Source organism: Candidatus Nitrospira salsa (assembly GCF_965152625.1).
In genome coordinates, this window is the sequence record NZ_CBCUCO010000002.1 from 960,450 (window position 1) to 985,155 (window position 24,706).

Consider the following 24,706-nt stretch of genomic DNA (forward strand, 5'->3'; position numbering starts at 1 on the left):
CATATCTACTTCAACATCACACTGGCTTCACATCTAAAATGATGGAATGCAACCCGCTCGCTCCAGCAGGTTGCGGCCTCGTGATCTCTGATGTCTGAACTTTTCCATCGATATCGATCGCACGAACAAAGACCATGTGCTTTCCTGGCTGAGGGGCAACCCAATCATAGTTCCATATCACCCAGGTGAAAGGAGAGAGGGGCGGTTCAATATCGGCTGAGACCCAGGTCTTTTCCTTATCAAAGCTCAACTGAACGTCTTGAATCGATCGAGGCCCACCAAAGGCCAGGCCACGAAGACGCTGGTCCAGACCATGAACAACTTGGTAGTGCCCTGGACTATCGATTCGAGAGAAAATTTTGATGATGCCTTCATCGGTCCACCCTTTTTGCTGCCAATACCCATGGTAATCACCGTCATAGACTTCAATTTCCGTGATCCATTTAACATTCTTAATGCCATACAGACCAGGAACGACAAGACGGAGCGGGAATCCATGCATTTGCGGCAATTTTTCCCCATTCATTAAATAAGCAAGCATCACATCATCTTCCATAGCACGCGAAAATGGAATACTGTCGTGATAGCCATCTGCTGCACGAAAAATGATATCACGGGCAGTATCTTCGTTCACGCCAAGATCTTGCAATAACGATTTCAACGAAATGCCACGCCACATTGCATTCCCAAGACTGCTACCCCCAGGCAACGTATCGATACACATTAAAGTTACGGCTTGATCGAATGATGTTCGGTTTAAAATGTCTCTCCACTTCAAGACAGAAGAATGTTCAACTTCACCTTTGACAAGTAGCTGCCATTGCTCTATATCAATGTCTCGTGAAAAGTTATACGGGGAATCAGAAAAATTCACAGTATAGAACTTATCATTCGGGGTAAAATACACGGTGTCTCTTGGTGGAACAGCAAACATCCCACCCAAATCACACCCAGGCATCACCCCGAATAGACTCGTTAAGCCTCCAAGTTTCAACAAGGACCGGCGAGAAAGATCAAATGGATAGGAAACTGGTTGTATCAACATAAATATCAGTTATTATTATCTACTAGATATGTGAAATACTGCAAGAAGTACGTTTGAAAAATTGTAAAAGGCCTTATTTTTGTCTTTCACCTATGAAGAGGAATACTTATGAGAATACTCATTACGGGTGGTGCCGGATTTCTAGGTAGTCACTTGTGCGACCTGCTCATTGAGCAAGGACACGAAGTCATTGGTATGGATAATTTTATTACTGGTAGACCTGAAAATGTTGCACACCTCATGGGACATGATCAATTCAGTTTTATCAAATACAATGTCTGTGATTATCTTCATGTTGATGGGGCCTTAGATGCGGTCATGCACTTTGCCTCACCGGCGAGCCCACAAGACTATTTAGAATTTCCCATTGCAACCATGAAAGTGGGAGCACTCGGCACACACAAAGCCTTGGGATTGGCCAAAGCGAAAAATGCACGATTTCTTCTCGCCAGCACATCTGAAGTGTATGGTGATCCACTCGTAAATCCGCAACCCGAGTCCTATTGGGGTAATGTGAACCCCATTAGTCCTCGTGGTGTCTACGACGAAGCAAAGCGTTTTGGAGAGGCTATTACGACAGCCTATCACACCTTTCATGGGCTCGATACACGGATCGTCCGAATTTTTAATACGTTCGGGCCGCGCATGCGACCCAAGGATGGTCGTGTGGTTTCAAACTTTATCGTCCAGGCCTTACAGGAAAACCCGTTAACCGTCTATGGAGATGGCTCCCAAACTCGAAGTTTTTGTTACGTTGACGACCTCGTACGTGGAATTGTGGCCTTACTCATGGCACCAAATGACGGACCAGCCACATCAACGAGTGAAGAACCATCAGTCAAGGGAACGACGGAAAGTAAGGTCACCATTCATTATCCAGTCAATATCGGCAATCCACGGGAACTGACTGTTCTCGATATCGCCAAGATGGTCTTGAGTCAGACCGGATCGAACAGTGACGTCAAACATCTCCCGCTCCCCGTCGGTGATCCAAAAGTGAGAAGACCTGACATTCAACGAGCCAAAGCCGTCCTAAACTGGGAGCCAAAGGTCACGCTAGAAGAAGGCTTGTCGAAGACGATTGAATACTTTCGACAGGTCGTCTGACCACTGAACGATAGGTTACAGTTTCAAGTGATCACGAACTTCCTGGGCATAGGATCGGAACGGGTCAGGCATAAGAAACGCCTTGCGACCACGCACTTGAAAAACTGACCAATTAATCACATAGGGAGGAAACTGTCGCTCTTCACGTTCAAGCTCTTCCATGTCAGACCAATCCTCCTCAGCAAGATGGCGAATCACCTCCCCGCGACCAAACGCACGAGTGTCGCGAGGAGGTGAATGTTTCGCCAAGTTGATGGCATCGCGTGTCGTCACAGCTTGGGCTTTCCCTTCTTCCATGAGTCCAAAATATAACCCCTTTTGCGGATCGACGTTATGATATTCCAAATCGAGGCTTTTCAGCCACGGATCTTCCCAGGGTAAACTTTCTTGTTGTCGAAATGTTTCCAACAACCAGAGTTTAGACGCCCAGTCAACTCGTCCAACCAATGTCGTATATTCACCACGCAAATCTCGTAAGACAGACTCCCATTCCTTCAAGATCCAATCAGTCTCTTCATCCTGACCGTGATAATGCTTGTGAGCACATTCCCAAAAACGTTCTTGAATATCGATCGCTGAAAGCCTTTCTCCTGTTGCTAACGTGAGCACCCACGTTCGCTCTTGATCACGAGAGACTTCCCGAAGCGCTTCAACGGGATCATGAAAGTCCAATCCGGTTGGCGCATGCCCATCTTCAATCAGTTGGAGAACTAATCCAGTTGTTCCCATTTTCAAGGCCGTCGCAATCTCGGAAATATTGGAATCTCCAACTAGCAAATGAATACGACGGAATTGAGTAGGATCGGCCAGCGGCTCGTCACGCGTATTGATGATGGCTCGATTGTGTTGCACCCATTCAAAAAAATCATTGACGATATAATCGGCTCGTTGAGAAATTTGATAGGGCACAGTTAGGCTATCAGAGGGATCTTGAGTGAAACGGTCGTCACGAGACAACCGTTCAATCGGAATCCATCCATCAACATTTTCAGTGGAACCAATTCGGCCTGCTCCAGTAAAAATCTGTCTGGTGACCAGAAAGGGAATGAGTTTTCCTAATCCGTTATAACTGAAGGGAAAATTTCGAGAGACTAAATAATTTTCATGACAGCCAAACGTCGCATCGGTTTCGTGGTCAATGTTATTCTTAATTAATGAAACATGCTCAGCTAATCCCAACTCTTCAATCGCGTCCTGGAGTAACCAATCACCGGCACGATCTGCGGCCACGAGGTCTCGTAACGAGTGACATTCCGGAGAGGCAAACTCCAAATGTCCCATATCGACATACATGCGTCCGCCATTCAGAAGAAATCCGCCATTGCCCGGTGGTTCATCATACCCGCGGTGATGAAGATCAAGCACGCCAGACCGTTTCGTTCGAAACAGGTGGTCAATAATTTGATAGGCAATCCATGAAGGAGGACGATCTGGCTGTTCCTCATTAATCAGAAGACCATACTCCGTTTCAATTCCAAAAATTCGATGTAACATGAAAACAACTTTCTTGAGAAGACTATGGGTTATTGAGCAGGCTGCATTGCAGATGGAAGGAGAGTGGCTACTTCATCATCGGGAAGAACACGATACTTCGAAGATCCGGAAATCGTGCGGTCTAGAAGACTACATTCAAGCGTAGAATCGAGTAGGGTTTGACGTAAGTGATTTAGAACCTCTTCATCATCGAATTCTACCTTTTGTACGTCTCCCTCTCGATCCTCAGCACTTTTCTCATTGTGGCTCACATCAGAAGAGATGGTACTGTGCAATAAGGACCCTTTTGCCCAAACCCTCGCAGCAAGATCAATCGCCTCCGTAACTGAGGCGACGTTCTGCCCTATTCGAACTTTGACTTCCTTCAATAATTGCGCTTGAATAGAAGGAGTCCCAGCCACGACGGCACAGAGTTTCGTCTCTTCAAACGTCCCATCATAGTCTATCGTGAGAAACTGATTCCGTTCCGGGGTTTCGCCTAATTCCGCCAAAAGAATTTTCGCAATGAACGGGGCTTTGAATATTTCCTCAAAGGCTTGCTTCACGGTTGGCGCCAGACCATTTTTTAAAAGCCGAGCCCCGGTCACATCAGAAGGTGATCGATTGAATCCTTCAAGATGAGCCATGTCCAGCAACTGAAATCTCAATTTTTCCAGATCGGCTGGATGCCCCATCCCTCCCAATGCAATACGATCATATATTTCATACAACTTTGGCGTCCCTCGACTGACCGTCAGCATAAGAATGCCTTTGTCATAGGAAAGGGCCACAATCGGACTTCCTTGCTTAAACTGATCTTCTAAATATTGTCGCCGATTTCCGACCGCTTCAATCCATCGATAGGGTTCTTCATACATAACGCATCACCTGTGACTCACACAATTCTTTCAAACGCTCAGAAGCAATCTGTTCTACGCCTTGTGAAGAAATACGTTTGACAATCGGGAAGAGATTCGCTTCATAATTTATTCCACCGGTCGCCGCATCAAATTCTGCGGCACTACTCAATAAACGCATGATGAGCACAATCGCTTGTTCCTCAGGAAGTTGATAGAGTGGCGTATCTCCCCACCGATGTAAGTAATGGAGAATTCCGCGAATGGTCGGCGACCCGGACCCGGAAACGGCATAGTCCACGCCTTCAAATTCAGCTCCAAGTATATCGTAAAAGAAAATTTTTCCCTGGCGTCGCTCTTGGTCAAACCCTGCAAAGACTGGGGCCACGGTCCCAGTTCCGGCTAATGCCGCTGGGGCATTTTCTTTCAGTAGCTTTGTTAAAGCACGAAGCTTTCCTTCAAAGCTTAAGTCCTGAAGTTGGCTCCGACGATAATATTTAAACGAATGCTCCAATATCCGTGCCATCTCAAAGGCCGTGGCAGGAACACCGGCAATCGCCATCACGCAAAACCGGTCGAGCTCCAACACTTTATCTGTTCGATCATACATCACGGACATACCAGCCGTCGCGCGACGATCTCCGCCAACGATCACACCATCCTGATATTTAAAAGCCAGGACCGTTGTTCCCTGAGTCACCATAGTCTGTTGGTCATGTTGGGGAATAGAACTCTGCGCGTGATCCATTCGCAACGTATCGAACGAATACCCCTGCTCTCGCAACATGTGCATGAAATCACCTTGTCGTCCCACTGCGACTACTCCCCTGTCCGTTGTCGATAACGCTCGGCTTGCTTGGGATCGACCTTGCGCATACGTTTTAACAGATTATCTTTTTCTGCCGACTCCGTATCCGGGCGCTTAGGTCCACCACCATCTTCTGATGGTCCCGATGGTTTGGAAATAGGACCCGTCGGTTGCTCCCGTCGTTCAAGCTCAATTGGCGTTCGTATGTCACTGGTCACGAATCGTTGACCTTTGAGTATATGCTCAGTATTCATCATATAACGACTCCTCTACTTCGTTGATAACACCATGACGTCTGCAAGACCCCCTGCACCCTCGAGTGTCGATTTCAGAGCATGAACTGCTGTGGGATCGACGACATTATTCAGATCAAGGAATTTAGAAACTCCGGCTTCCGGTTTAAATTGGATACGTTCCCACTGTACCGACTGGATCAGATTTCCAAATCGCTTCACACATGTTCCTCGAATACCACCTCGCGTATCGGCCGGTCCTTCATTCATTGCTGTCAGAATCTCACCTTCTTGACAAACGCGTTTCACCTGTCCTTCGCCTTCTAACCCTAAGTACAGGCCTCGTTCAGGGTTCATATTATGATATTCCAGATCGAGACTTGCCAACCAGGGGTCAGACCAGTCCAATTGTTCTTCTTGACGAAAACGTTCGAGTAACGACAGTTTGGTGACCCAATCTAGCGCACCAACCAAAGCAAAGCGGTCTCGAGCCAGGAGGGTCAACACATTGGCCCATTCATGCAAAATCCAATCAGTCTCGTCGTCAGAACCACTAAAGGCTTTCTGTGCCGCCTCCAAATATATGGCCTGGATTTGACAAGCCGAAACAGGAGCACCATTGTTTCGATTGACCAGTGTTTTAAGTTCAGGATCGCGCGATAGCACTTGGATGGCTAGCACAGGATCTTCCAATTCCACAACCGGGGCAGCGTGTTGGGCAATCAAATCCAACACCAGTCTGGTCGTGCCAACCTTGAGGGCTGTCGCATATTCACACATATTCGCGTCACCGACAATTAAATGCAAACGACGATACTTGTTCCGATCAGCATGCGGCTCATCACGCGTATTCAAAATCGGCCGGTTAAACATCGTGTCGACGCCCAGAGACACTTCCATGAAATCGGCACGTTGTGATAATTGAAACTCGCCAGGTTGATACCCTTGCTCCTGTTTTTCAGTTCCAATTTTTCCTGCACCGGCCACGACCTGACGACTCACCAAAAATGGAATCAGGGCGGCTTGCAATTTAGCAAATGGGATATCACGAGCTACCAAGTAGTTATCATGACATCCGTAGCTATGACCGTGAAAATCCGTATTGTTCTTGTACAGCTGTACGGCTGAATTCCCGAGATGCTTGTTACGACGATCTGCAGCCTGCTGCACAATACGTTCTCCAGCTCGATCATGCGCGACAAGATCTCGCAGTGTTCGACATTCCGGTGTCGAATATTCCGGATGGGTATGATCGTTATAAAACCTGGCTCCGTTGCTGAGCACCAGATCACTTTTCATTTCGTGAAAAGACACTGATCGCTGAGCATCTTCCTTGACAAACTCTTCTTCCTCTTTATCCTGCTGTAATCCAGAAACGCGAAAGCCTCGCTGATCCGCGTGAGGATCTTCACCACGATAGTCCCATTGCTGTTGAAATTCTCCTTCAAGGTGGGCACGAACCAACTCCATGGACTCGACCACGGGATCCACATCGTGCTGATCCTCTCGGGTTATGCCATACTCGGTTTCGATACCAAATAGTCGTAATGAATTTGACATGGCGTTAAATGATCGTATGAATTCTTCGTTCAACCGCAGATGATTCACCTCGAAATGTCGAAACTCCAATGACTTGATCAGGGTGATAGTCCAATAATTTCAACCATTCTTCAGCAGAGTCATCTGGAGGAAATATTTCACCTTCACGAAATTCATCTTTCACGGCGATAGAGAGATCTTCTTCCGAAATCCCTCCACTTGTTCCTTCAATCTCACGCTCAACGGCTTGCTCTTTGGCTCGTCGAACGATACTCGCCAACACAGCACCACTTAACAGATCACAGCGATACAATGTCTCTCGACGACCATTACGTAAACGGATGGCAAGAACGCGATTTTCATCCGTTCGAGCAAACAGCCGATCCACCATGGTTGAAATCATCGCCTGTCTCGCCAACTCTTGATTGCCTTGATGCAGTTGGATCGTGTCAGCATTGAGGGGAATTTCTGAAGAAAAATAAATGCCAAGTATATCCGTGGCTTCCTCCCGATTTGGACGGGATATTTTCACCTTCCTATCAATTCGGCCAGGCCGCAAGACCGCTGGATCAATCAGGTCAGGACGATTCGTCGCCAGGATGACGACCACATCATGAAGCGACTCGATTCCATCTAATTCCGCACAAAACATCGGCACCAGCGTATTCGAAATATTATACGAGCGGGCTGCACGCCTCGTCCCGAGAATTGATTCCGCTTCATCAATGAAGATAAACGGTAAGAACCCGGCTTGACGACGTTCACGAGCCTGCGCAAAGAGATCGCGCACAATTCGCTCAGATTCACCAACCCACATATTCAACACCTCAGGACCTTTGACATGAAGAAAGCTTCCTCGCTCGATTGGAGGAAACGTGTCCTTCGCATCCTTGTTTGTCCGATCGTCTGACAATTTTCCAGCCTTCTCTTTCACCAACTGCGCTAAGCTAGCAGCCGTTGCCTGCCCAATCAATGTTTTTCCACAGCCCGGAGGTCCATGAAGCAAAAATCCTTTGGGTTGAGTGAATTGATATTGTTGAAAGGTCTGATGATGGAGAAGAGGATATTCAATGGCTCTCCGAATTGCAGCAATCGCGACCTTCTGTCCGCCAATGTGCTCCCACGTCACAGACGGAATTTCATCCAAAACATGTCCTTCCGTTTGCGATTTGTCCAGTCGTTCGATCACCAGTCGCAGTGATGGATCAACACGAACTTCATCTCCAGGCTTAAACTCCACATCGCGTAGCTCAGCGGCTCGCTGTAACAATATTCCTTGACGACCCGGTTCCTGATCCATTCGAAGACGTCCGTCTGCGAGCGCTTCTCGAACTTTGAGAATCGGGCCGTTCAAATCGTATCCTAACGACCGAATAACCACATACGCTTCATTCACAAGCACCTGACACCCAATCAGTAAATCTTTCTGCTTAACCCGGGGATCAACATTGGCATAAAATTCACTTCCCCCTACCATAATTCTGGCCATGCCTTCTGCTGGCAAGTCAAGAAGCGTACCAATTCGATTCGCGGGAGCCGTTAGCTTTTCAACAACGGAATTCAGTTTTTTAACTTCAATTTCTCGTTGCTGCTGCTCGACCCCTTGCTGGAGGACAAACTGCTTGAGCTTGCCAAGCAACGCAACCCGAGGATCTCCCTCAGGCATGGACGCCAGACATTCATCAAGTAAGGCCAGTGGGCTTGGTGAGACAGACTGAGAAGTAGAATGAGAAGACGTTCCAGACGCCTGAGACCGAGAAAGACGCTCAGCACCTTTATTATCATGATCGCTCATACAATTTTCCAATTCGAAACAGATTCAATTAACCATAACACATTCGATACCATTATCACGGTATTCGCCTCGATGTTCAAGCCGGGAGATTACTCAAAACCCAACATCGCACGTTTGGACAAAAAAAACAGGGGAACCTTTAAAAAAAGGCTCCCCTGCATAATGATCAGAAAAATTTAGTCGTCGCTAAGGCTGGAGGATTCTCGGCAACTTAAAACCTCCGGCCTCCCCCACCTCCACCATATCCACCGCCACCGAAGCCGCCACCGCCATCTCGGGAACGAGGTGTTTGTGGACGAGCTTCATTCACCGTCAAGGTTCGCCCACCCATCTCCGATCCATTCAATGCCTCAATAGCCGCTTTGGCTTCTTCATCTGTGGTCATTTCAACAAACCCGAAACCTCTCGATCGTCCGGTAAACTTATCCATAATAATTCGAGCTGATTCTACGTTTCCGTGCGGACTAAACAAATCAGATAACTCTTGGTCGACTGCCGAATAGGGCAACCCTCCGACGTAAATTTTTGAACCCATCGGGTTCCTCCTTTAATTTAACGATTGTTGTCTTGCAAGACAGAATAAGGAAGGTGTAGCCTGAGGACGCGTAATTGAGGCGACTTCGGTGTGACTTCCAAAATAAGTTCCGCAGCAAAACAACACTTATTCAGGGCCATCCCATTCGACACCTAGCTACCAGGCCCACAGAGGATAGCTACGGTAAAAGGACGATAGCCTACCATTAAAAAAAAAGCAACAAAAAAGAACCCAAAGAAAGAACCATCACCTAAGGGTAACGTCGCATACTAAAAGGTTAAATTGCCTCTACTCCTCACTGAAGGTTGGAGGCGTTTTGGGGTCAGACTCGACTTATAAAACCATCCGCTCAATTCAACGGTAAAAGAAAGCATACACAGAATCTTGACGATCGCCATCAATGACTGCCGGCAATGCCACTAGAGGATGATCTGCGATCAGAATTCTTAAGAGACCTGGGTGTAGAATCACCATATCCTAAAACGGAATGCATCACTTTATCATTATGCTGGAGGAGGTAGGATATACAGTGGAGCCTCAGCCATTTCAAGCACAAAGAAACGCACACTCATTTATCGATGACGGAAGGAGTAAATCAGCCTTGAGGAACGGGGTGCCTCTTACAGCGTAGCCTACAGCACCAGACGTGAATTGACACGGAATCACTGGCATGGCAAAGAGTATTTTCCACCAGGAGCCCAAATACTCTCGACCCATTGGCTCGAACACCGAGCGAAACGCTCTCACTTAAAATCTAATGCAGGTCAAACGTATGTACACCAAAATTTACCCAATAGGTGAAAACCAGAATTGATCGCTATGCACTATGCAATTCACACAGCAGAAAGAACTCCCGTCGGTGTACCATAAAGCCATTTATCAGGACTTTTATTCTCAGCTCACTCCTTGATTGGCTCTCTGCTTCGAGGCCACACCAACAAAAACCTAAACGGCCGTATCAGCAGACCCGCGCGCCGATCAAGAACCGAACAGACATAGAAGAGCGGCGTCCGAACGTGGCCACTACACGACGTGAGTGTGGACACTGGAAATCCGATAGCCTAATCGCAGAAAACCGCAAGTTTGATCTGTTGGAATGAGTCCGGTGTCTGCGGAGACACCGGACTCCTAAGCGGCGGCGATTCATCATTGAGTTAGAAATGGCCTTGTCACACACAAGGTTACAAACGGAGAATTGTTCCTCCAAGATCATTCCATCCCGTAACTGAAGGACCCCATGCTGAGCCGTTCCACCATTTATGATAGAGACGGGAGTTAGTGCCAAGCGCAAAGACATCGAGGCGGTTTGGCCCCCAAGAGACAACTCGAGGTTGCCCAATGATCGTGCCGCCAAGATCTTCCCATCCAGTAACTGACGGGCCCCACGCCGAGCCGTTCCACCACTTATGATAGAGACGGGAGTTAGTGCCGATCACAAACACATCGAGGCGGTTTGGACCCCAGGCCACGACTTCCGGATTGCTTGCAATCGTGCCCCCCATATACTCATATCCGGTGACCGAGGGACCCCACGCCGAACCGTTCCACCATTTGTGGTAAAGCGCAGAATTGGTGCCGAGGACGAACACATCGAGGCGGTTCGGGCCCCACGAGGCAACTTTGGGTTGTCCAATGATCGTACCGCCCATATACTCATACCCGGTGACCGAGGGCTCCCACGCCGAGCCATTCCACCATTTATGGTAAAGCGCAGAATTAGTGCCAAGGACGAACACGTCGAGGCGGTTCGGACCCCAGGCTACGACTTCTGGATCGCTGGTAATCGTACCGCCCATGGACTCATACCCGGTGACCGAGGGACCCCAAGCCGAGCCATTCCACCATTTATGGTAAAGCGCAGAATTGGTCCCAATCACGAAGGCATCCAATCGATTGGCGCCCCAGGAAACAACAGGACCAGAAGGAGTTGGACGTGCAACCTGACGAGCAGCTGCCTCGGCATTAAGGAACGTGCCAACGGGTTTGTTAGAATCAGTGACAACAGCAGTTCCCGTCGTCTGAAGGATCGTTCGAATCTCAGCGTGGGTTAGACTGGGGTTTACCTCCAGTAACAAGGCGGCGGTACCAGCAACTTTCGGAGTGGCACCAGATGTACCTCCAAAACCATTCCGAACACCATTATCGGAAGAACTGCTAGCCGTTACGTCGTGTAATGAATCACCTGGTGCGGAAACAACCACTCGATCTCCAAAATTGCTGAAACTGGCACGTCGATTCTCTGTTGGATGATATTCTGTTGCGCCGACGAGAATAGATCCGGTTTCCGGAATAGGGTTACCGGAATCATCAAGACCTGCGTTGCGATTGCCATTACCAGCCGCGACACAAACGACCACACCATGGGAGATTGCCGTGCGAATCGCAGCGTTTACAGATGGAACCATTTCATAGTTTCCAAATGAACCGGTCTGCACTTCAAGGATGATTACCTTCCGTCGACCGCCACTATTAGATGTGCGGACCCAATCGATACCCCGTGCCCAGGCGTTCCCGCCAAGAAAAGTTCCAGGCCCACTATCCGCTTGCACGGGCCACAAGCTGGCATTAAAAGCGAACCCAGCCATCCCCAAGTTATTGTCCGCCCCTCCTGCAATCCCCATGACAGCTGTGCCGTGGGATATCGATGAACCCGTGGAGACATTCGTGCCTCCATCATAGGCATTGTACGCGTGGCTGAGGTCAAGTCGACTGGCAAGGTCTTGGTGAGTCGTGCGGTAACCCCAATCAATATCGGCCACGACCACGTCGGTACCGCTGGCAATATCCCACGCACGGTCAGCGCGACACCGAAAAATATACCACTGATTCTCGTGACCAGTTGTCGGATCCACAATGACTTGATCGGAAGTGCCGACGAGCGGTTCATTCAGTGGACTGAGCGGGGGTATTGCTCGTGGAACCGCGACAGCCCGCTCGACCTCAGGTAACTGGCATAGCTCGCGGGCAATGTTTTCCGTATTGGCGTTCGTCGGAAAATGTAATGTAATGAAACTACCCAGATTTGGAATACTGGCATCATACTCGCGAGCGATTGCTTGCGTTCGCACAGCTTCGTGGTCTGACATCTGAATGCTGGGTTCTGCGTGGAGCAGACCATAGGTTTGTAATTTTTGATTAAGGTCGGAGAGGTTTCCAACACTAGGACTTGAAATCGTCGCAAATCCTCCAGTCGGCGAACTACTGAGCTGTGGCCGTAACCCATCACGAAATTCTATTTCTACAACACCTGGCTCGAATGAGTTAGACATATCGAAGTCAGGAGTATCACTCGTTGGACCAAAACGGTTGAATCCGTCATCGTCTTCCATCTGAGTTGAATAAGCTGGGCCTCCCATATCGCCGGTCGGCATGTTGTCCTGTCTGGGAACATCTTTCATTTGCCCATTCGGCATGTCATCACCGGTCGCCTGGTTATTCGTGCTGCCAGTGGGCATGTCATGGCTAGCGGCCTGATTATTCGTGCTCCCAGTGGGCATATCATTGCCGGCAGCCTGATTGTTCGTGCTCCCAGTTGGCATGTTATTTCTTCCTAGTTCATCTCCCGTATTGTCTCCCGTTGGCATATCATGACTGTTTTCCATATTATTCATAATGATTCCTCCTGAGCATTGATTCCTTCTCTAAAAATTAATGTGTACTGACGATATAAGAAAGTTTGACGCACACCCTTAGCGCTTTCACATCTTCACCATGCACATAGCGTTCTGTAACGGAAAATCTACAATCTCCGATCACCTCCTTTCCGTAGACGTTCCGTGCATCAAATGTAAGTTAGGGTGTTCAATGATCGAAATGACAATCAAAAATACTCAAACGCCTAGGACTCGTATCGCTTTTAACAATCATGAACTGCAGAAGTTGTTCCAGAAGGAGGATCCACAGAAGCGAGCATCTAGAAAACGGTTACTCTGATGGTTTTATAGAAATGTCGAAACAAATTCCGACTGCGGCAGGATGGAAGAAAGTTGGTGACTTATTATCCAAATAGATACGACTGGTATATATTTGGATACATAAGAAACCGAATGGAGGGACCTAGAGTTATAGCATGAGAGGGATAACCCTCAAGTATGTTTTTTTATAGGCTTCCCTTACCAGAGTGAAGGGCAACAACATAGGACATTTTGCACTGTCGCCTGATCTACTTTTTTGTAGGATAGCTCCCTTACTAGCTGTCTAGTTCCCTATTTGAGCTCTAGAATTTGTTCCTCTTAAGGGCATCCTCGTCTTTGGGACTTTGGCTGTCGGGTGTTTGATGTGGCATGAAGAAACTGCTCATGCTAGTTTTCCTCTTACGCCATGGTCAATACACGTTGTCAAACCGCGTCGGAGTACCGACTAGAAACGGAGAGTATTCTAATCATTTTACTTTTCCGACAAACATGGGAATTCCTAATCGTTTCCGTGGCGTCTCGCCTTTAAAGAGTAGTCCTTTACGTTTCGGTGTATCGCCGCGTTCGCCAATATGTTGCGCGTGTTTGTGCGCGTGAATACTCGACCCCAGCGAAACAGTGTGCTTCCCATAACGTTTTCGTAACAAATCGACGGCGTCATAGAATCGCTTGTATTTCTCGATGTGGAGTGGAGGTTCGAATAGATTTAGTTGAATGCGGTCGTCATTGACTAAATGACAAAGTGTCACGCCGCTTGAGCGATACTGCAGCACTTCGGAAAATAAGCGATCGAATAACGGGGTGAGGGCTCGCACGACTTCATGTGAAAACGCGGTCGGTCGGTTAAATCGCATTTCGAGCCCAAAGTCGTGAAAGTCTTGCGTACGCATGAGACAAATTGCGCCACCTGCTGCGAGGTCGTAGCGTCTCGCTTTCATACAAGCGTTCTCGATGTTCTTCGACAATTGCGCAAACAGAAAGTCTCGATTGTTGGACGGTGGGGAGAACGTTTTGAATTTTTGGATCGATTGATAGTCGTCCTGTTCTTTCGTATCGAGTGGTAAGACGCTCTTGCCTTGGAGCTCTTGCCAGAGTTCATAGAACGGTTTCGTGAGATGTCGTCTGATCCAATCTTCTGGTAGCTTGGCGAGTTGAAGCGCCGTATAGATTCCATGTTTTGCGAGATACGCAGTCGTTTGACTTCCGATGCCCCAGAGTTTTTCTACAGGTAATTGACCGAGATACCGATGTAAGTCGACGCCGCGAATACATGTGAGGCCTGACGGTTTTTTCCATTTCGAGGCGATCTTCGCCACGACCTTCGATGGGCCTAAGCCCACAGAGAAGGTAAACCCGAGTTCTTGGTCTAACGCGTCTTTAATACGTTCAGCGATCTGCGGATATGATCCTTTGAGAGGCCGTTGTAAACCGGTAATGTCCGCGAAGCATTCATCGATGCTGTACTCTTCGACATCTGGCGTATAGCGTCGCACGATCGCAAATAAGCGTTTCGAGAGCAGACTGTAGGTTTCGTAGTCCGACGGTAGTAGCACCGCATTGGGACAGCGTTGCATTACCTCGTTGAGACGCATTCCTCGAGTGACGCCTTGCTTCTTCGCTTCGTAACTCATTGAGGCGACAATTCCTCGTTCTTTTCCGGTAATCACCGGTCGACCTTTCCACGCAGGGTTACGAGACTGTTCGCATGAGGCGAAGAACGCGTCAGCATCGATATGAAGGATGGCGTTCGGGAGGTGGTGAATGTTCAGGGGGGCGCCCATTAGTATTTCCGTATCACGGCTGTTACCACCGCTACGATTTTCAATTCGTCTTTCGGAACGATCGGTTCGTAATTCGTATTTGCCGCTTCGAGGGTTACTTTGCGGCCCCGCTTTCGATACGTTTTCATCGTCCATTCGCCATCGACTTGCGCGATGACAATCTCGCCAGACTTCGCTTCCTTTCGCCATTCGACGAGTACGAGATCGCCAGGGAGAATACCCGCATCAATCATCGAATCGCCCTGGACACGTAACATGTACGTTTTTTCTTTATTCGTGATGAGATACTCGTCAAGCGTGACCGTATCGAGCAGTTCTTCGTCAGCGGGTGAAGCCCAACCGGCTACGACCGTCCCGAGCCACGGGATTTCGTGAAAGTAGCGCGTGGGCAGAAGTCGTCCCGTTTTGTCTTTCTGTAGACGACCATTCTCGATTAACCGATTTACGAGACGAAGGGCTGCGAATTTTGAACGGAACTTCGCGAGTTGTGCGATTTCTTGATACGACGGCATACGTTGATGCGTGCGGTGAAACTGTACAATCTTTTGAAAGTGATCGTTGAGTGGCATGGGCGGGAGTGTAAGTGTACGAACGTACACTTGTCAAGAAACGTAGAATTGCGCACAAGAAATCAAGCTTATAGCCTTGATTAATAAGCGAGATCCTGTATTATTTCAGTCAAATCCCAGGACTTGTGAGCCGCTATTTTTACTCGTCCATCTACTCCTGAAAAGATTTAGTAGACCGCTTACGACCCAAAGCGGCCACATATAAACTGAATGTACCTATGTGAGTAAATAGAGTTGCTCGCAGATTAAATATAGATTTTTGCATTAAAAGTAGATAGTTATTGATGATGAAAACAAGGAAAGAATACGGTGATGCACAAAACGTTGCTCTTGTCTCTCAAGTAAATAGACTGTGTCCTTTATGCTTAGAGCCGCTATTCTATAAAAAGAATGGGAGATCCTATAAGATTTATGAAATAGCTCATATATACCCTTTAAATCCAACACAAAATGAAATTAACTTGCTGGCTGGAGAAGAGAGGCTCAGCGAAGATGTAAATGATGAAAATAATGTCATTCCTTTGTGCCGGATATGCCATGGAAAATTTGATAAACCGCGAACTGTGGAAGAATATAGGCATCTTTTTCAATTAAAAAAGAATTTACTGGAACGCAGCCGGCAGGAAGAATTGTGGAAGCGTTATGAAATTGAAAAAGAAATTTCTGCAATGATTAATGCTATATATCAGGACCCAGAATTGGTAGTTGATTCAGAAATTGAATTTTCCCCTAAAAAAGTAGATGACAAGTTTGATGGCAGTGCATCTCGGCCAACTCAATCAAAAATTAAAAATAATGTAAGAGAATATTACGTGTCTTTGAAAGATAGATTTTCTTCCCTAAATCAATCGGACGATGACCGTTCTGATTTAATTTCGTTGCAAATTAAAACTTACTACCTGAAACAAAAAGACATGGGATTCAGTCAGCAGGTCATTTTCGAAAATATTGTTTCTTGGATTCACGCTAAGACAAACCCACAAACGTTAGATGCTGCGGAGATACTTGCGTCCTTTTTTATTCAAAATTGTGAGGTATTTGAATGATTATGCCGGATAAGTTTTCTTCGCTCGATGAGTCAACTTTGGGGAAAGTAAGCCATCTTCTTCTTGATGACGTTATAGAAATAACTGTGTCAGATCTCATGAAAATGAAGGTTGGCAAATTCGTTGATGTCGGTGAATTCATTCTTGCATTGGATGTCCTTTTCGTTCTTGGAAAGATTGAGTTAGATATTGATAAAAAGGTTGTCCGATATGTTGCTTGAATTGCGGTGCGACAAATTCAGAGAAAAGAAGGTTTCCTTTCATGGGGGATTAAATGTTGTATTGGGTGATAATGTGGCCACTAACTCAATTGGAAAATCAACTTTATTAATGATTGTAGATTACGTATTTGGTGGTGACAGTTTTTTGGAACATAATAGTGATGTTATAGAGGAACTTGGGCATCATGACTATCTCTTTAAATTTATGTTCGAGTCTAAACATTATTGCTTTAAGCGAGGCACCTTTAAGCCAGCTCTCGTTTTCAAGTGTAATGAAGCTTTTGAAGAAGATGAGCCCATAACAATAGACGAGTACAAGGCTTTCCTAAAGAAGGCTTATGTATTAGAGGATTTTGATCTCACATTCAGATCATTTGTATCGTTGTTTTCGCGAGTCTGGGGGAAAGAAAATTTAGATGTAAATCAGCCACTCCATAGTTTTAAAAAGCAGCGTTCATCTGACTGCATCGAAAATATTTTAAAAATATACGGAAAGTATGAAACTATTCGAATTTTATCTGATAGCTACAAAAACATTAGTGAAGAGAAATTGACTATAGGAAAAGCCTTCAAACAACACCTGATACCAAAAGTCTCAAAACAACAATACAAAGAAAATATCCAAAAACTCCATGGCATAGATCAAGAAATTGAGGACATTAAAGCAAACTTAAAGAGGTATGCAGGCAATATAAGGGAAATTGCAAATCGTGAAATTTTAGAATTAAAGATTAAAAAAGATAAATTGTTGTCTGAAAAATTCAGAGTAGAGAGCCGCTTGATTAGGGTCAGGGATGACTTATCAAAAAATAAACATGTTAAAAGTAAAACTTTCACAAAGTTAATGCAATTTTTCCCAGACATTAATGTAGCTAGGGTTTCTGAAGTTGAGGACTTTCACTCAAAAATATCTAATATTTTAAAAAATGAGTTAAGAGAGAGCGAAAACGAACTATCCGAGACCCTAGAGTCAATTAATTCGGAAATACATGATATTGATTTTCATATTTCTTCAACATTATCTAATGTAGAAAACCCGAGCGCTATAATTGATCGAGTGCATGATCTAGCAAGTAATCACGCAAGTACATCGTCAGAGATACAGTATTTTGAAACCGATGAGCGTGTTAAGAGTGAACACAAAGAATCAAAGAATGCATTGACTATCGAAAAACTCAGAGTTCTTAAGCTAGTTGAAGATGTCATAAATAACAAGACAAGAAAGTATGTCAGCATGATATACAGCGAAGACAGGCGAAGTCCGACTATTTCCTTACGACAAAACAGTTACACCTTCAAAGCCATTGAAGACACTGGAACGGGAAAAGCTTATTCCAATCTAATTTTATTAGATCTCGCAATTCTTCAAGATACTAAACTGCCGTTTGTAATTCACGATTCCGTACTTTTTAAAAACATTGAGAATGAAGCTGTGGCAAAGCTGGTTAATTTGTATGAATCAATTGGCAAGCAGTCCTTTATAGCAATTGATGAAGTCAATAAGTATGGGACAAAAGCAGCAAAGAAATTGCTGAAGCAGAAAGCTATTCAGGTTACCAATTCCGAGGTTCTTTATATAAAAGATTGGCGGAAATAGTCACACATTTAGTTGAATTTTGAATGTCCGCTTCTGGCCCAGGCTGTGTGAAAACTCGAAATTTTCTGGATTCAGCGGGTGCCTCACCTCTTGCTTATACAGAGATCGTCGTATACAAGCGATCCTCGAAGGCTAAATTTTTAGCTCCAAATTTTATACGGAGTTTTCACACAGCCTGGGCCGAAACCTGACAAAATGTTGAGTGAGTAAGATGCCTCCTTAACCTGTCGCTTTAGTAAACTTCAGAGAGTGGACGATGAACTTCAATAAGCTATTCAGTTACACAGTCATAATTGAAGGGTAACTACTATCATGTGCGGTCGGTATGTCCGACTTGAAAAGATCGAAGACCTCTTACTGATTTTAAATGCCAAGCTTACGTTTAAGGTAGCGAGCAGCTACAACATCGCTCCAAGTCAAATGGTCGCGTGTGTTCGCAACGCACCAGAAAACGAGCATCGAGAATGTACACTCCTCAAATGGGGACTCGTTCCGTCGTGGGCAAAGGACGTTTCGATTAGGAACAAGATGGTTAACGCACGATCTGAAACGGTTGCCGAGAAACCTTCCTTTCGTTCCGCGTTTAAGAGGCGTCGCTGTTTGATCGTGGCGCATGGCTATTACGAATGGAAACGCGAGGGCAAGAGGAAGCAACCGTACTACATTCGCTTCAAAGATCAACGCTCGTTTGCGTTTGCAGGCTTATGGGAGCGAAACGATAAGGCCACGAAGGAACCGATTGAATCGTGTACGATTGTCACGACCGGACCCAATGCGTTTATGGAGTCGATTCATCACCGTATGCCGGTCATACTCGAACCGAGTTACTACGATCGATGGCTCGATTCGACTGTCAGCGATCCAATCACTCTCAACCCGGTCTTGGGTCCATATCGTAATAACGACGAGATGGAAGCGTACCCGGTCAGTACGATGGTGAATAGTCCGACGAATAATCGCGTTGAATGCATCCAACCGTTGACGTAGTCGCGTCATAGGTCGAAAAACGATGGGTTGTGTCTCATCTCGAAACCTGCGCAACCTAGATCGTCTGACGTACCCATAACAATTCAGATTACTTTTTCACCAAATAGATATCAAAGCGGTATTTTTTGGTTTTTATTGACGTCTGCGGTGTCATGTTTGCCAGAAAATTGGCAGAGGCGGGGCGTTTCACGACTACACGGTTGGTGGCCTTCGACAACGCAACATTCAATAGCTCATCGGCATCTGCGTCTTTTCCCACAATTTCTTGCAACATTCTCATCTCTTTTTTTACTAAGGCCGATTTTTCTTTCGGAGGAAACATAGGGTCAAGATAGATAACCTCGGGCTCAAACGGGACTTGGAATAGAGCCTGCTGACTATCTCCACATGTCAGCGAGACATTCTCCGTTATCAATGCACCAATTTTTTCATCCTCCATTGCACGGCGTAAGGCACCATCAAGTAATTTGGCGATGACGTCTGATCGTTCAATCATATGCACCTGACATCCCATCGTGGCGAGCACAAAGGCGTCACGTCCTAGGCCAGCGGTCGCATCCACAATATTCGGCCTATGGCCTTTTTTAATCCCCACAGCCCGACTTATGGCTTCGCCACCAGTATGACCATATTTTCTGCGATACGCCGTTTTGCCAGAAACAAAATCAATCTCAAGGGGCAAAACATCTGTTCTTTTTTGATCGATTAATTGTAATCGTTTCGCTCTCATCTGAAGTCCTGATCAAAAGGCTTACATCTTTGGCAATGAATAACTATAGAGTTTTATCAATCTATTATTTCGATAGCTACGCTACCCAATATGTAGGAAAATAGAGGGCTTCTACCAGAGACCTAAAACTACGTTGTATATAGGCCGATCTTCCGCACCCATCGCTGTCTTCTATTTTCCGAAAAGAGGACGGTCAGTTGAACCCTTCCTTGCCAATTCCCGAATGCCGCATTAACCCAAACAGTTACAACGATGACTAATCAAGTCATGATGAATTTCGCACTCAACTCTGATTTTACTACAGCAGAATAGATTTTGGGGCTGTCGTAGATTAGTTATAACCTGCACCACCGTTTCAGGGTGATAAATTGTTGGTGGTGGGACCCATAATTAAATCTGAATTCTGATTCTTTTAGGAACCAGTAGAAGTGCTTGGCCGGAATGCCATTATATTTGCGTAACACACGTTTGGCTTGGTTCCAGAAATTCTCAATCCCATTGATATGATTGCGTCCCTCTGCAAACACGGCAGAATGATTAATCCGGTAATGCTTAAATTCGGAGATATCTAAGGCATTGTACGAACGATAGCTATCGGTGTACACAATGCTATCAGGCTGGATTTTACGGCGGATAATCGGCATCAGTGTGTCGGTACGCGTGTTAGCAATAATCTGAGTATAGACCTTCCCACCTCGTTTTAGGATGCCAAACACCGGAACTTTTCCTGCCGCCCCTCGTCCACGCTTGCCTTTCCGAACTCCACCAAAATAGCTTTCATCCAACTCAATCTCTCCCGAGACCTCTGAGGCGGCGGCCTCGAGTTTCTCCGCAATGAGCACTCGAACTTTTCGATAAAACAACGTCGTCGTATTCGCCTGAAGCGCCAGAAGGTCTGCGGCCGCACGAGCCGTGACTTCCAACACAAAAAACTCAAGAAGCTTTCTTTGCGTTTTCTTCGTTAATTTGCAACGCTTTACGCTCATACGCCATCATAGATAGTCTTCGTTATCTACGACAGCCCCTAGATTTTTTTTATCACTTGCTCTTACTCCATCATTTAGAACATTGGGTTCTAACTTTGCGTCCCAACAAGGATCAGCCTTTTCTCTACTCTCATGATCTCCAGTTCCAGCGATACACAAAAAGGCCAATCAACCCTGTGGCGAACAGTAATATGGTAGAGGGCTCTGGTATGACTGTCGAAGACACAAATGGATACAAGAATTGGCGACCTCCAAAATCATCATTTTGTAACGGAGTCGGATTGCCGATGAAGACATCTGGGATTGCACTTTCCATAAGAATGTTAACACCGGGTGTATCAATTCCAGGATCGGCATCAGGGACATCGAATAGAGATAACGGCGACGCGCTTGGAGCAAACGGATCGACCAGGCCTGCCCAAGAATTGGTTAGTGTATTCAGTGCGGTTACACTGGAACGTCCATCAAAGTTGTCATCAATGAAGACCCCAGGGTTGAGAGTAAATTCAACATCTCCCAACCCGACCGAGTGTCCGATTTCGTGGGTCAACAAAAGCTGAAAGAAATCAAGAGAGTACGCAGCTTGAGGATTATTATTGATCGTGATATCGGCTCCCGATATCGCACCGCCATTATAACTAATCGTTCCCGATGTCAACGTGACACCACCGCCAACAGCATTAAAAAACGTCTCTCCTCTTTGTCCAAAATCTCCCTGATCCCACAAGACCGAATCCGTAGCTGCAAGTAAATCAATTTCAGCACCAGCAATGTTCACACGACCAAACCCAGTTCCAACAGCCGGCGTCTCCAAATCGGCTACAAAAGACAAATCTGATCCCAATCCGGAAACAGGATCATCTACCGTCCATGCAGCAAAAGCATCTTCGATCGCATGTTGAAAATCAGTCACACTCGGTGGCTCCCCTTGCCATGAGAAAAGATCCCTGTATCCTGCATATGACCCAGTCTGGAGAGAGTAACGCAGTCCACCACTCAACGATCGTTCTAAATCATGAACATGCCTTGAATCAGCATCCCACCGGAACCCTCCAGAAAGTCCTGTGTTCCCAAACATCGTCATGGCATACGATGAGTTCGTTTCGGATAATATCAACAGAAAGACACACAGAGTCATAACGATAGAATTAGCATTTTTCATATAGTGTTCCTTGAAAAAAGTAAAATTAAGCCATAAATCAATAAAGAATGATATATCCTGCTTCATCAAGCTAACAAACATCGTATGATTCCTCATACCTTTGACTTCTGCTTTCAGGCTCAGGCGACTATTGATTTGATATTCCTGAAATACGACTGTCAGAACATCCCGATCATACTCCTCCAGAGATGAGAAATGGAGTCACACCTCGACGCATGGTCATACTTAGAGGGAAGTACTATCAGAATGAGGGGTAGAGCAAACAACTACGAAGCGGAAGAAACGTTTTCCACTAATAATGCGCTGAAACCTGCTTCATCTAATACGGTTAAGCCTAACGCTTGAGCCTTGTCAAGCTTCGAACCAGGCTCAGTTCCTGCTACAACATAATCGGTTTGCTTGCTGACGCTCGAGGTCACACGGCCACCAAGGGATTCAACTTTTTGCTTCGCTTCTAGTCGCGTGAAACCTTCCAGAGTTCCGGTAAGGACGAAGATTTTTCCGGCTAATGGCTGATCGGTAGAAATTTTTACGGTATCGAGTTCTTCAACTGTCACGCCCAACTCTTCCATGCGTTGCAGCACAGAAAGGTTTTGAGGTTCTTGAAAGAAACTGTCCACGCTCGCTGCGATCTCCGGACCAATTTCATGTATTTGTTGAAGTTTTTCTTTTTCTGCTTTGCTCAACCTCGCTAATGACCCAAAGTGCCGGGCTAACACCTGAGCGATATGTACGCCGACATTTCGAATGCCTAGTCCAAAAATGAATCGCGATAACAGCACCTGTTTACTCTTTTCTATACCTGCCAATAATTGTGTGGCAGACTTTTCAGCAAACCCTTCGAGCGATAACAGTTGATCTTTCGTCAAAGTGTAAAAGTCGGCTAAATCCTTGACGAAACCTTGGTCAACCAATTGGGCCACCGTTTTCTTCCCAAGTCCATCAATGTTGAGCGCACCTTTTGAGGCAAACAATTCGAGCGCCCCTTTTAATTGAGCCGGGCAAACGGTTTGCCCCGTACAGTATAGAATCGGGCCTTCTTGAATCGTATGGGACTGACACACTGGGCAGGCAGTTGGTGGAGTAAAAGGCTCTGCGCGAACCTCTCCAGGAATGTCAATTCGTTCCACCACATCGGGAATCACATCCCCTGCCCGTTCAACCTTGACCGTGTCGCCAGGCCGAATGTCTTTGCGTGCGACCTCATCAATATTATGGAGTGACGCCCGACTCACGGTCACACCACCTATTTCAACGGGATTCAGCATCGCGATCGGTGTGAGTGCCCCTGTCCGTCCCACTGAGACCATAATGCGATGAACCTTAGTCATTTCCTTACGTGGTGGAAATTTAAACGCCATTGCCCAACGCGGGCTTCGTGATTTTTCTCCAAGTGCCTGTTGCCAGTCATAGCGATCGACTTTCACAACAATTCCATCGATTTCAAAGGGTAATTGATCCCGCTGCGACTCCATGTCGACATGAAAGGCCATCACCTCATCAATTGATCGGCAACGTTGTCGATGTTCCGGAATCGGCAATCCCCATTCCCCTATCTTTGAGACCGCGTCCCAATGCGAAGAAGGACGATCACCTTGTTGCAATTTGAGATCGTAACAGGTGATCGTCAGGGGCCGACTTGCCGTAAGGCGAGAATCTAACTGTCGCAGTGAACCCGCGGCGGCATTTCGCGGATTCGCAAAAGGTTCTTCCCCTTCTTCGGTGAGACGCTGATTGAGGGCATGAAAGTCTTTAAGCGGAATATACACTTCACTTCGAATCACAAGTTGTGACGGAACAGCAGACACGTTCAGTAATTGGAGGGGAAGAGCGCGAATCGTGCGCAAATTCATCGTGATATTTTCCCCAATCCTTCCATCCCCGCGAGTCGATCCGCGGATAAAATTCCCGGAATCATATACCAGCTCAACTGAGAGACCATCATATTTTGGTTCGACCGTGTATTCGACCATCTCGACGTCAAGTTCACGACGGACTCGTTGATCAAATGCCTGAACATCCTCTTTCTTGACATGTGAATCAAGACTGAGCATGGGATATTCATGCTGGACCTTTTCAAATTTATCTAAGGGGACACCCGCCACTCGTTGGGTTGGCGAGTCGGGGTTAACCAGATTAGGAAACCGTTCCTCAAGATCTTGGAGTTCCTTGAATAGTTGATCGTAGACTGAATCCGAAACCTCAGGTTGGTCTTTCAGGTAATACAGACGGTCATGATGGTGAATTTCTTCTCGGAGTTCCCGAATTCGCGTCAAAACAGATTCAGGAATCTCTGTTGAATTCTTGGATGACATTCTGAT

At 46.3% G+C, this 24,706-nt stretch carries 20 protein-coding genes; 5 read left to right on the forward strand and 15 right to left on the reverse strand.

The genetic code is table 11. The features are described 5' to 3' along the window. Positions 1-16 precede the first annotated feature (16 nt). Positions 17-1,045 carry a molybdopterin-dependent oxidoreductase gene (locus tag ACWQXP_RS06215; RefSeq protein ID WP_454061971.1) on the reverse strand — a complete coding sequence of 343 codons (1,029 nt, stop codon included), beginning with the start codon at positions 1,043-1,045 and terminating at the stop codon, positions 17-19. A 108-nt stretch (positions 1,046-1,153) separates the two neighbouring features. Here ACWQXP_RS06215 and ACWQXP_RS06220 point away from each other — a divergent pair, with 108 nt between their 5' ends. Then, positions 1,154-2,152, forward strand: coding sequence for a UDP-glucuronic acid decarboxylase family protein (locus ACWQXP_RS06220; protein WP_454061972.1), 999 nt, complete (start codon positions 1,154-1,156; stop codon positions 2,150-2,152). Positions 2,153-2,167: 15 nt separating this feature from the next. Here ACWQXP_RS06220 and ACWQXP_RS06225 read toward each other — a convergent pair whose 3' ends face one another. The 10 genes from ACWQXP_RS06225 to lexA form a co-directional block, all read right to left on the reverse strand. After that, positions 2,168-3,646: a proteasome accessory factor PafA2 family protein gene (locus ACWQXP_RS06225; RefSeq protein ID WP_454061973.1), complete on the reverse strand. Its 1,479-nt coding sequence runs from the start codon at positions 3,644-3,646 to the stop codon at positions 2,168-2,170. A gap of 29 nt (positions 3,647-3,675) precedes the next feature. Further along, a complete protein-coding gene (locus ACWQXP_RS06230; protein ID WP_454061974.1) occupies positions 3,676-4,503 on the reverse strand; it encodes a proteasome subunit alpha in 828 nt (275 codons plus the stop codon). Continuing rightward, positions 4,496-5,275 (reverse strand): proteasome subunit alpha, encoded by a 780-nt coding sequence (locus tag ACWQXP_RS06235; protein ID WP_454061975.1) that lies wholly within the window; start codon positions 5,273-5,275, stop codon positions 4,496-4,498. The genes ACWQXP_RS06230 and ACWQXP_RS06235 overlap by 8 nt, the downstream gene beginning before the upstream one ends. A 26-nt stretch (positions 5,276-5,301) precedes the next feature. Beyond that, complete coding sequence (locus ACWQXP_RS06240) at positions 5,302-5,547, reverse strand: ubiquitin-like protein UBact (RefSeq protein ID WP_454061976.1); 246 nt, start codon at positions 5,545-5,547, stop codon at positions 5,302-5,304. 12 nt (positions 5,548-5,559) lie between these two features. After that, positions 5,560-7,083, reverse strand: coding sequence for a proteasome accessory factor PafA2 family protein (locus tag ACWQXP_RS06245; protein ID WP_454061977.1), 1,524 nt, complete (start codon positions 7,081-7,083; stop codon positions 5,560-5,562). A gap of 4 nt (positions 7,084-7,087) precedes the next feature. Further along, positions 7,088-8,857, reverse strand: coding sequence for an AAA family ATPase (locus ACWQXP_RS06250; protein ID WP_454061978.1), 1,770 nt, complete (start codon positions 8,855-8,857; stop codon positions 7,088-7,090). Between the two features lie 211 nt (positions 8,858-9,068). Beyond that, positions 9,069-9,392 (reverse strand): RNA recognition motif domain-containing protein, encoded by a 324-nt coding sequence (locus ACWQXP_RS06255; protein ID WP_454061979.1) that lies wholly within the window; start codon positions 9,390-9,392, stop codon positions 9,069-9,071. A 1,181-nt stretch (positions 9,393-10,573) separates the two neighbouring features. Continuing rightward, complete coding sequence (locus ACWQXP_RS06260; protein ID WP_454061980.1) at positions 10,574-13,003, reverse strand: S8 family serine peptidase; 2,430 nt, start codon at positions 13,001-13,003, stop codon at positions 10,574-10,576. Between the two features lie 770 nt (positions 13,004-13,773). After that, a complete protein-coding gene (locus ACWQXP_RS06265; RefSeq protein ID WP_454061981.1) occupies positions 13,774-15,087 on the reverse strand; it encodes a DNA polymerase Y family protein in 1,314 nt (437 codons plus the stop codon). Next, positions 15,087-15,656, reverse strand: coding sequence for a transcriptional repressor LexA (gene lexA / locus ACWQXP_RS06270; protein WP_454061982.1), 570 nt, complete (start codon positions 15,654-15,656; stop codon positions 15,087-15,089). Before lexA ends, ACWQXP_RS06265 begins: the two co-directional genes overlap by 1 nt. Positions 15,657-15,940: 284 nt before the next feature. On the opposite strand from lexA, the gene ACWQXP_RS06275 reads away from it, so the two are divergent. The 4 genes from ACWQXP_RS06275 (at position 15,941) to ACWQXP_RS06290 (ending at position 19,507) form a co-directional block, all read left to right on the forward strand. Continuing rightward, on the forward strand, positions 15,941-16,702 hold the full coding sequence (locus tag ACWQXP_RS06275; protein WP_454061983.1) for an ABC-three component system protein: 762 nt from the start codon (positions 15,941-15,943) through the stop codon (positions 16,700-16,702). Next, the gene (locus ACWQXP_RS06280; protein WP_454061984.1) at positions 16,699-16,923 is read left to right on the forward strand and encodes an ABC-three component system middle component 7; all 225 of its coding nucleotides are present in this window, start codon (positions 16,699-16,701) and stop codon (positions 16,921-16,923) included. The genes ACWQXP_RS06275 and ACWQXP_RS06280 overlap by 4 nt, the downstream gene beginning before the upstream one ends. Beyond that, positions 16,913-18,520, forward strand: a complete 1,608-nt coding sequence (locus ACWQXP_RS06285) for a DUF2326 domain-containing protein (protein WP_454061985.1) — start codon at positions 16,913-16,915, stop codon at positions 18,518-18,520. Before ACWQXP_RS06280 ends, ACWQXP_RS06285 begins: the two co-directional genes overlap by 11 nt. A gap of 312 nt (positions 18,521-18,832) precedes the next feature. Beyond that, positions 18,833-19,507: an SOS response-associated peptidase gene (locus tag ACWQXP_RS06290; RefSeq protein WP_454061986.1), complete on the forward strand. Its 675-nt coding sequence runs from the start codon at positions 18,833-18,835 to the stop codon at positions 19,505-19,507. 88 nt (positions 19,508-19,595) lie between these two features. Here ACWQXP_RS06290 and ACWQXP_RS06295 read toward each other — a convergent pair whose 3' ends face one another. The 4 genes from ACWQXP_RS06295 to ligA form a co-directional block, all read right to left on the reverse strand. After that, positions 19,596-20,237 carry a class I SAM-dependent methyltransferase gene (locus tag ACWQXP_RS06295; protein WP_454061987.1) on the reverse strand — a complete coding sequence of 214 codons (642 nt, stop codon included), beginning with the start codon at positions 20,235-20,237 and terminating at the stop codon, positions 19,596-19,598. A gap of 335 nt (positions 20,238-20,572) precedes the next feature. Then, positions 20,573-21,223, reverse strand: a complete 651-nt coding sequence (locus ACWQXP_RS06300; protein ID WP_454061220.1) for an IS1595 family transposase — start codon at positions 21,221-21,223, stop codon at positions 20,573-20,575. Positions 21,224-21,353: 130 nt separating this feature from the next. After that, a complete protein-coding gene (locus ACWQXP_RS06305; protein ID WP_454061988.1) occupies positions 21,354-22,385 on the reverse strand; it encodes a PEP-CTERM sorting domain-containing protein in 1,032 nt (343 codons plus the stop codon). A gap of 266 nt (positions 22,386-22,651) precedes the next feature. Next, the gene (ligA, locus tag ACWQXP_RS06310) at positions 22,652-24,700 is read right to left on the reverse strand and encodes an NAD-dependent DNA ligase LigA (RefSeq protein WP_454061989.1); all 2,049 of its coding nucleotides are present in this window, start codon (positions 24,698-24,700) and stop codon (positions 22,652-22,654) included. Positions 24,701-24,706 lie beyond the last annotated feature (6 nt).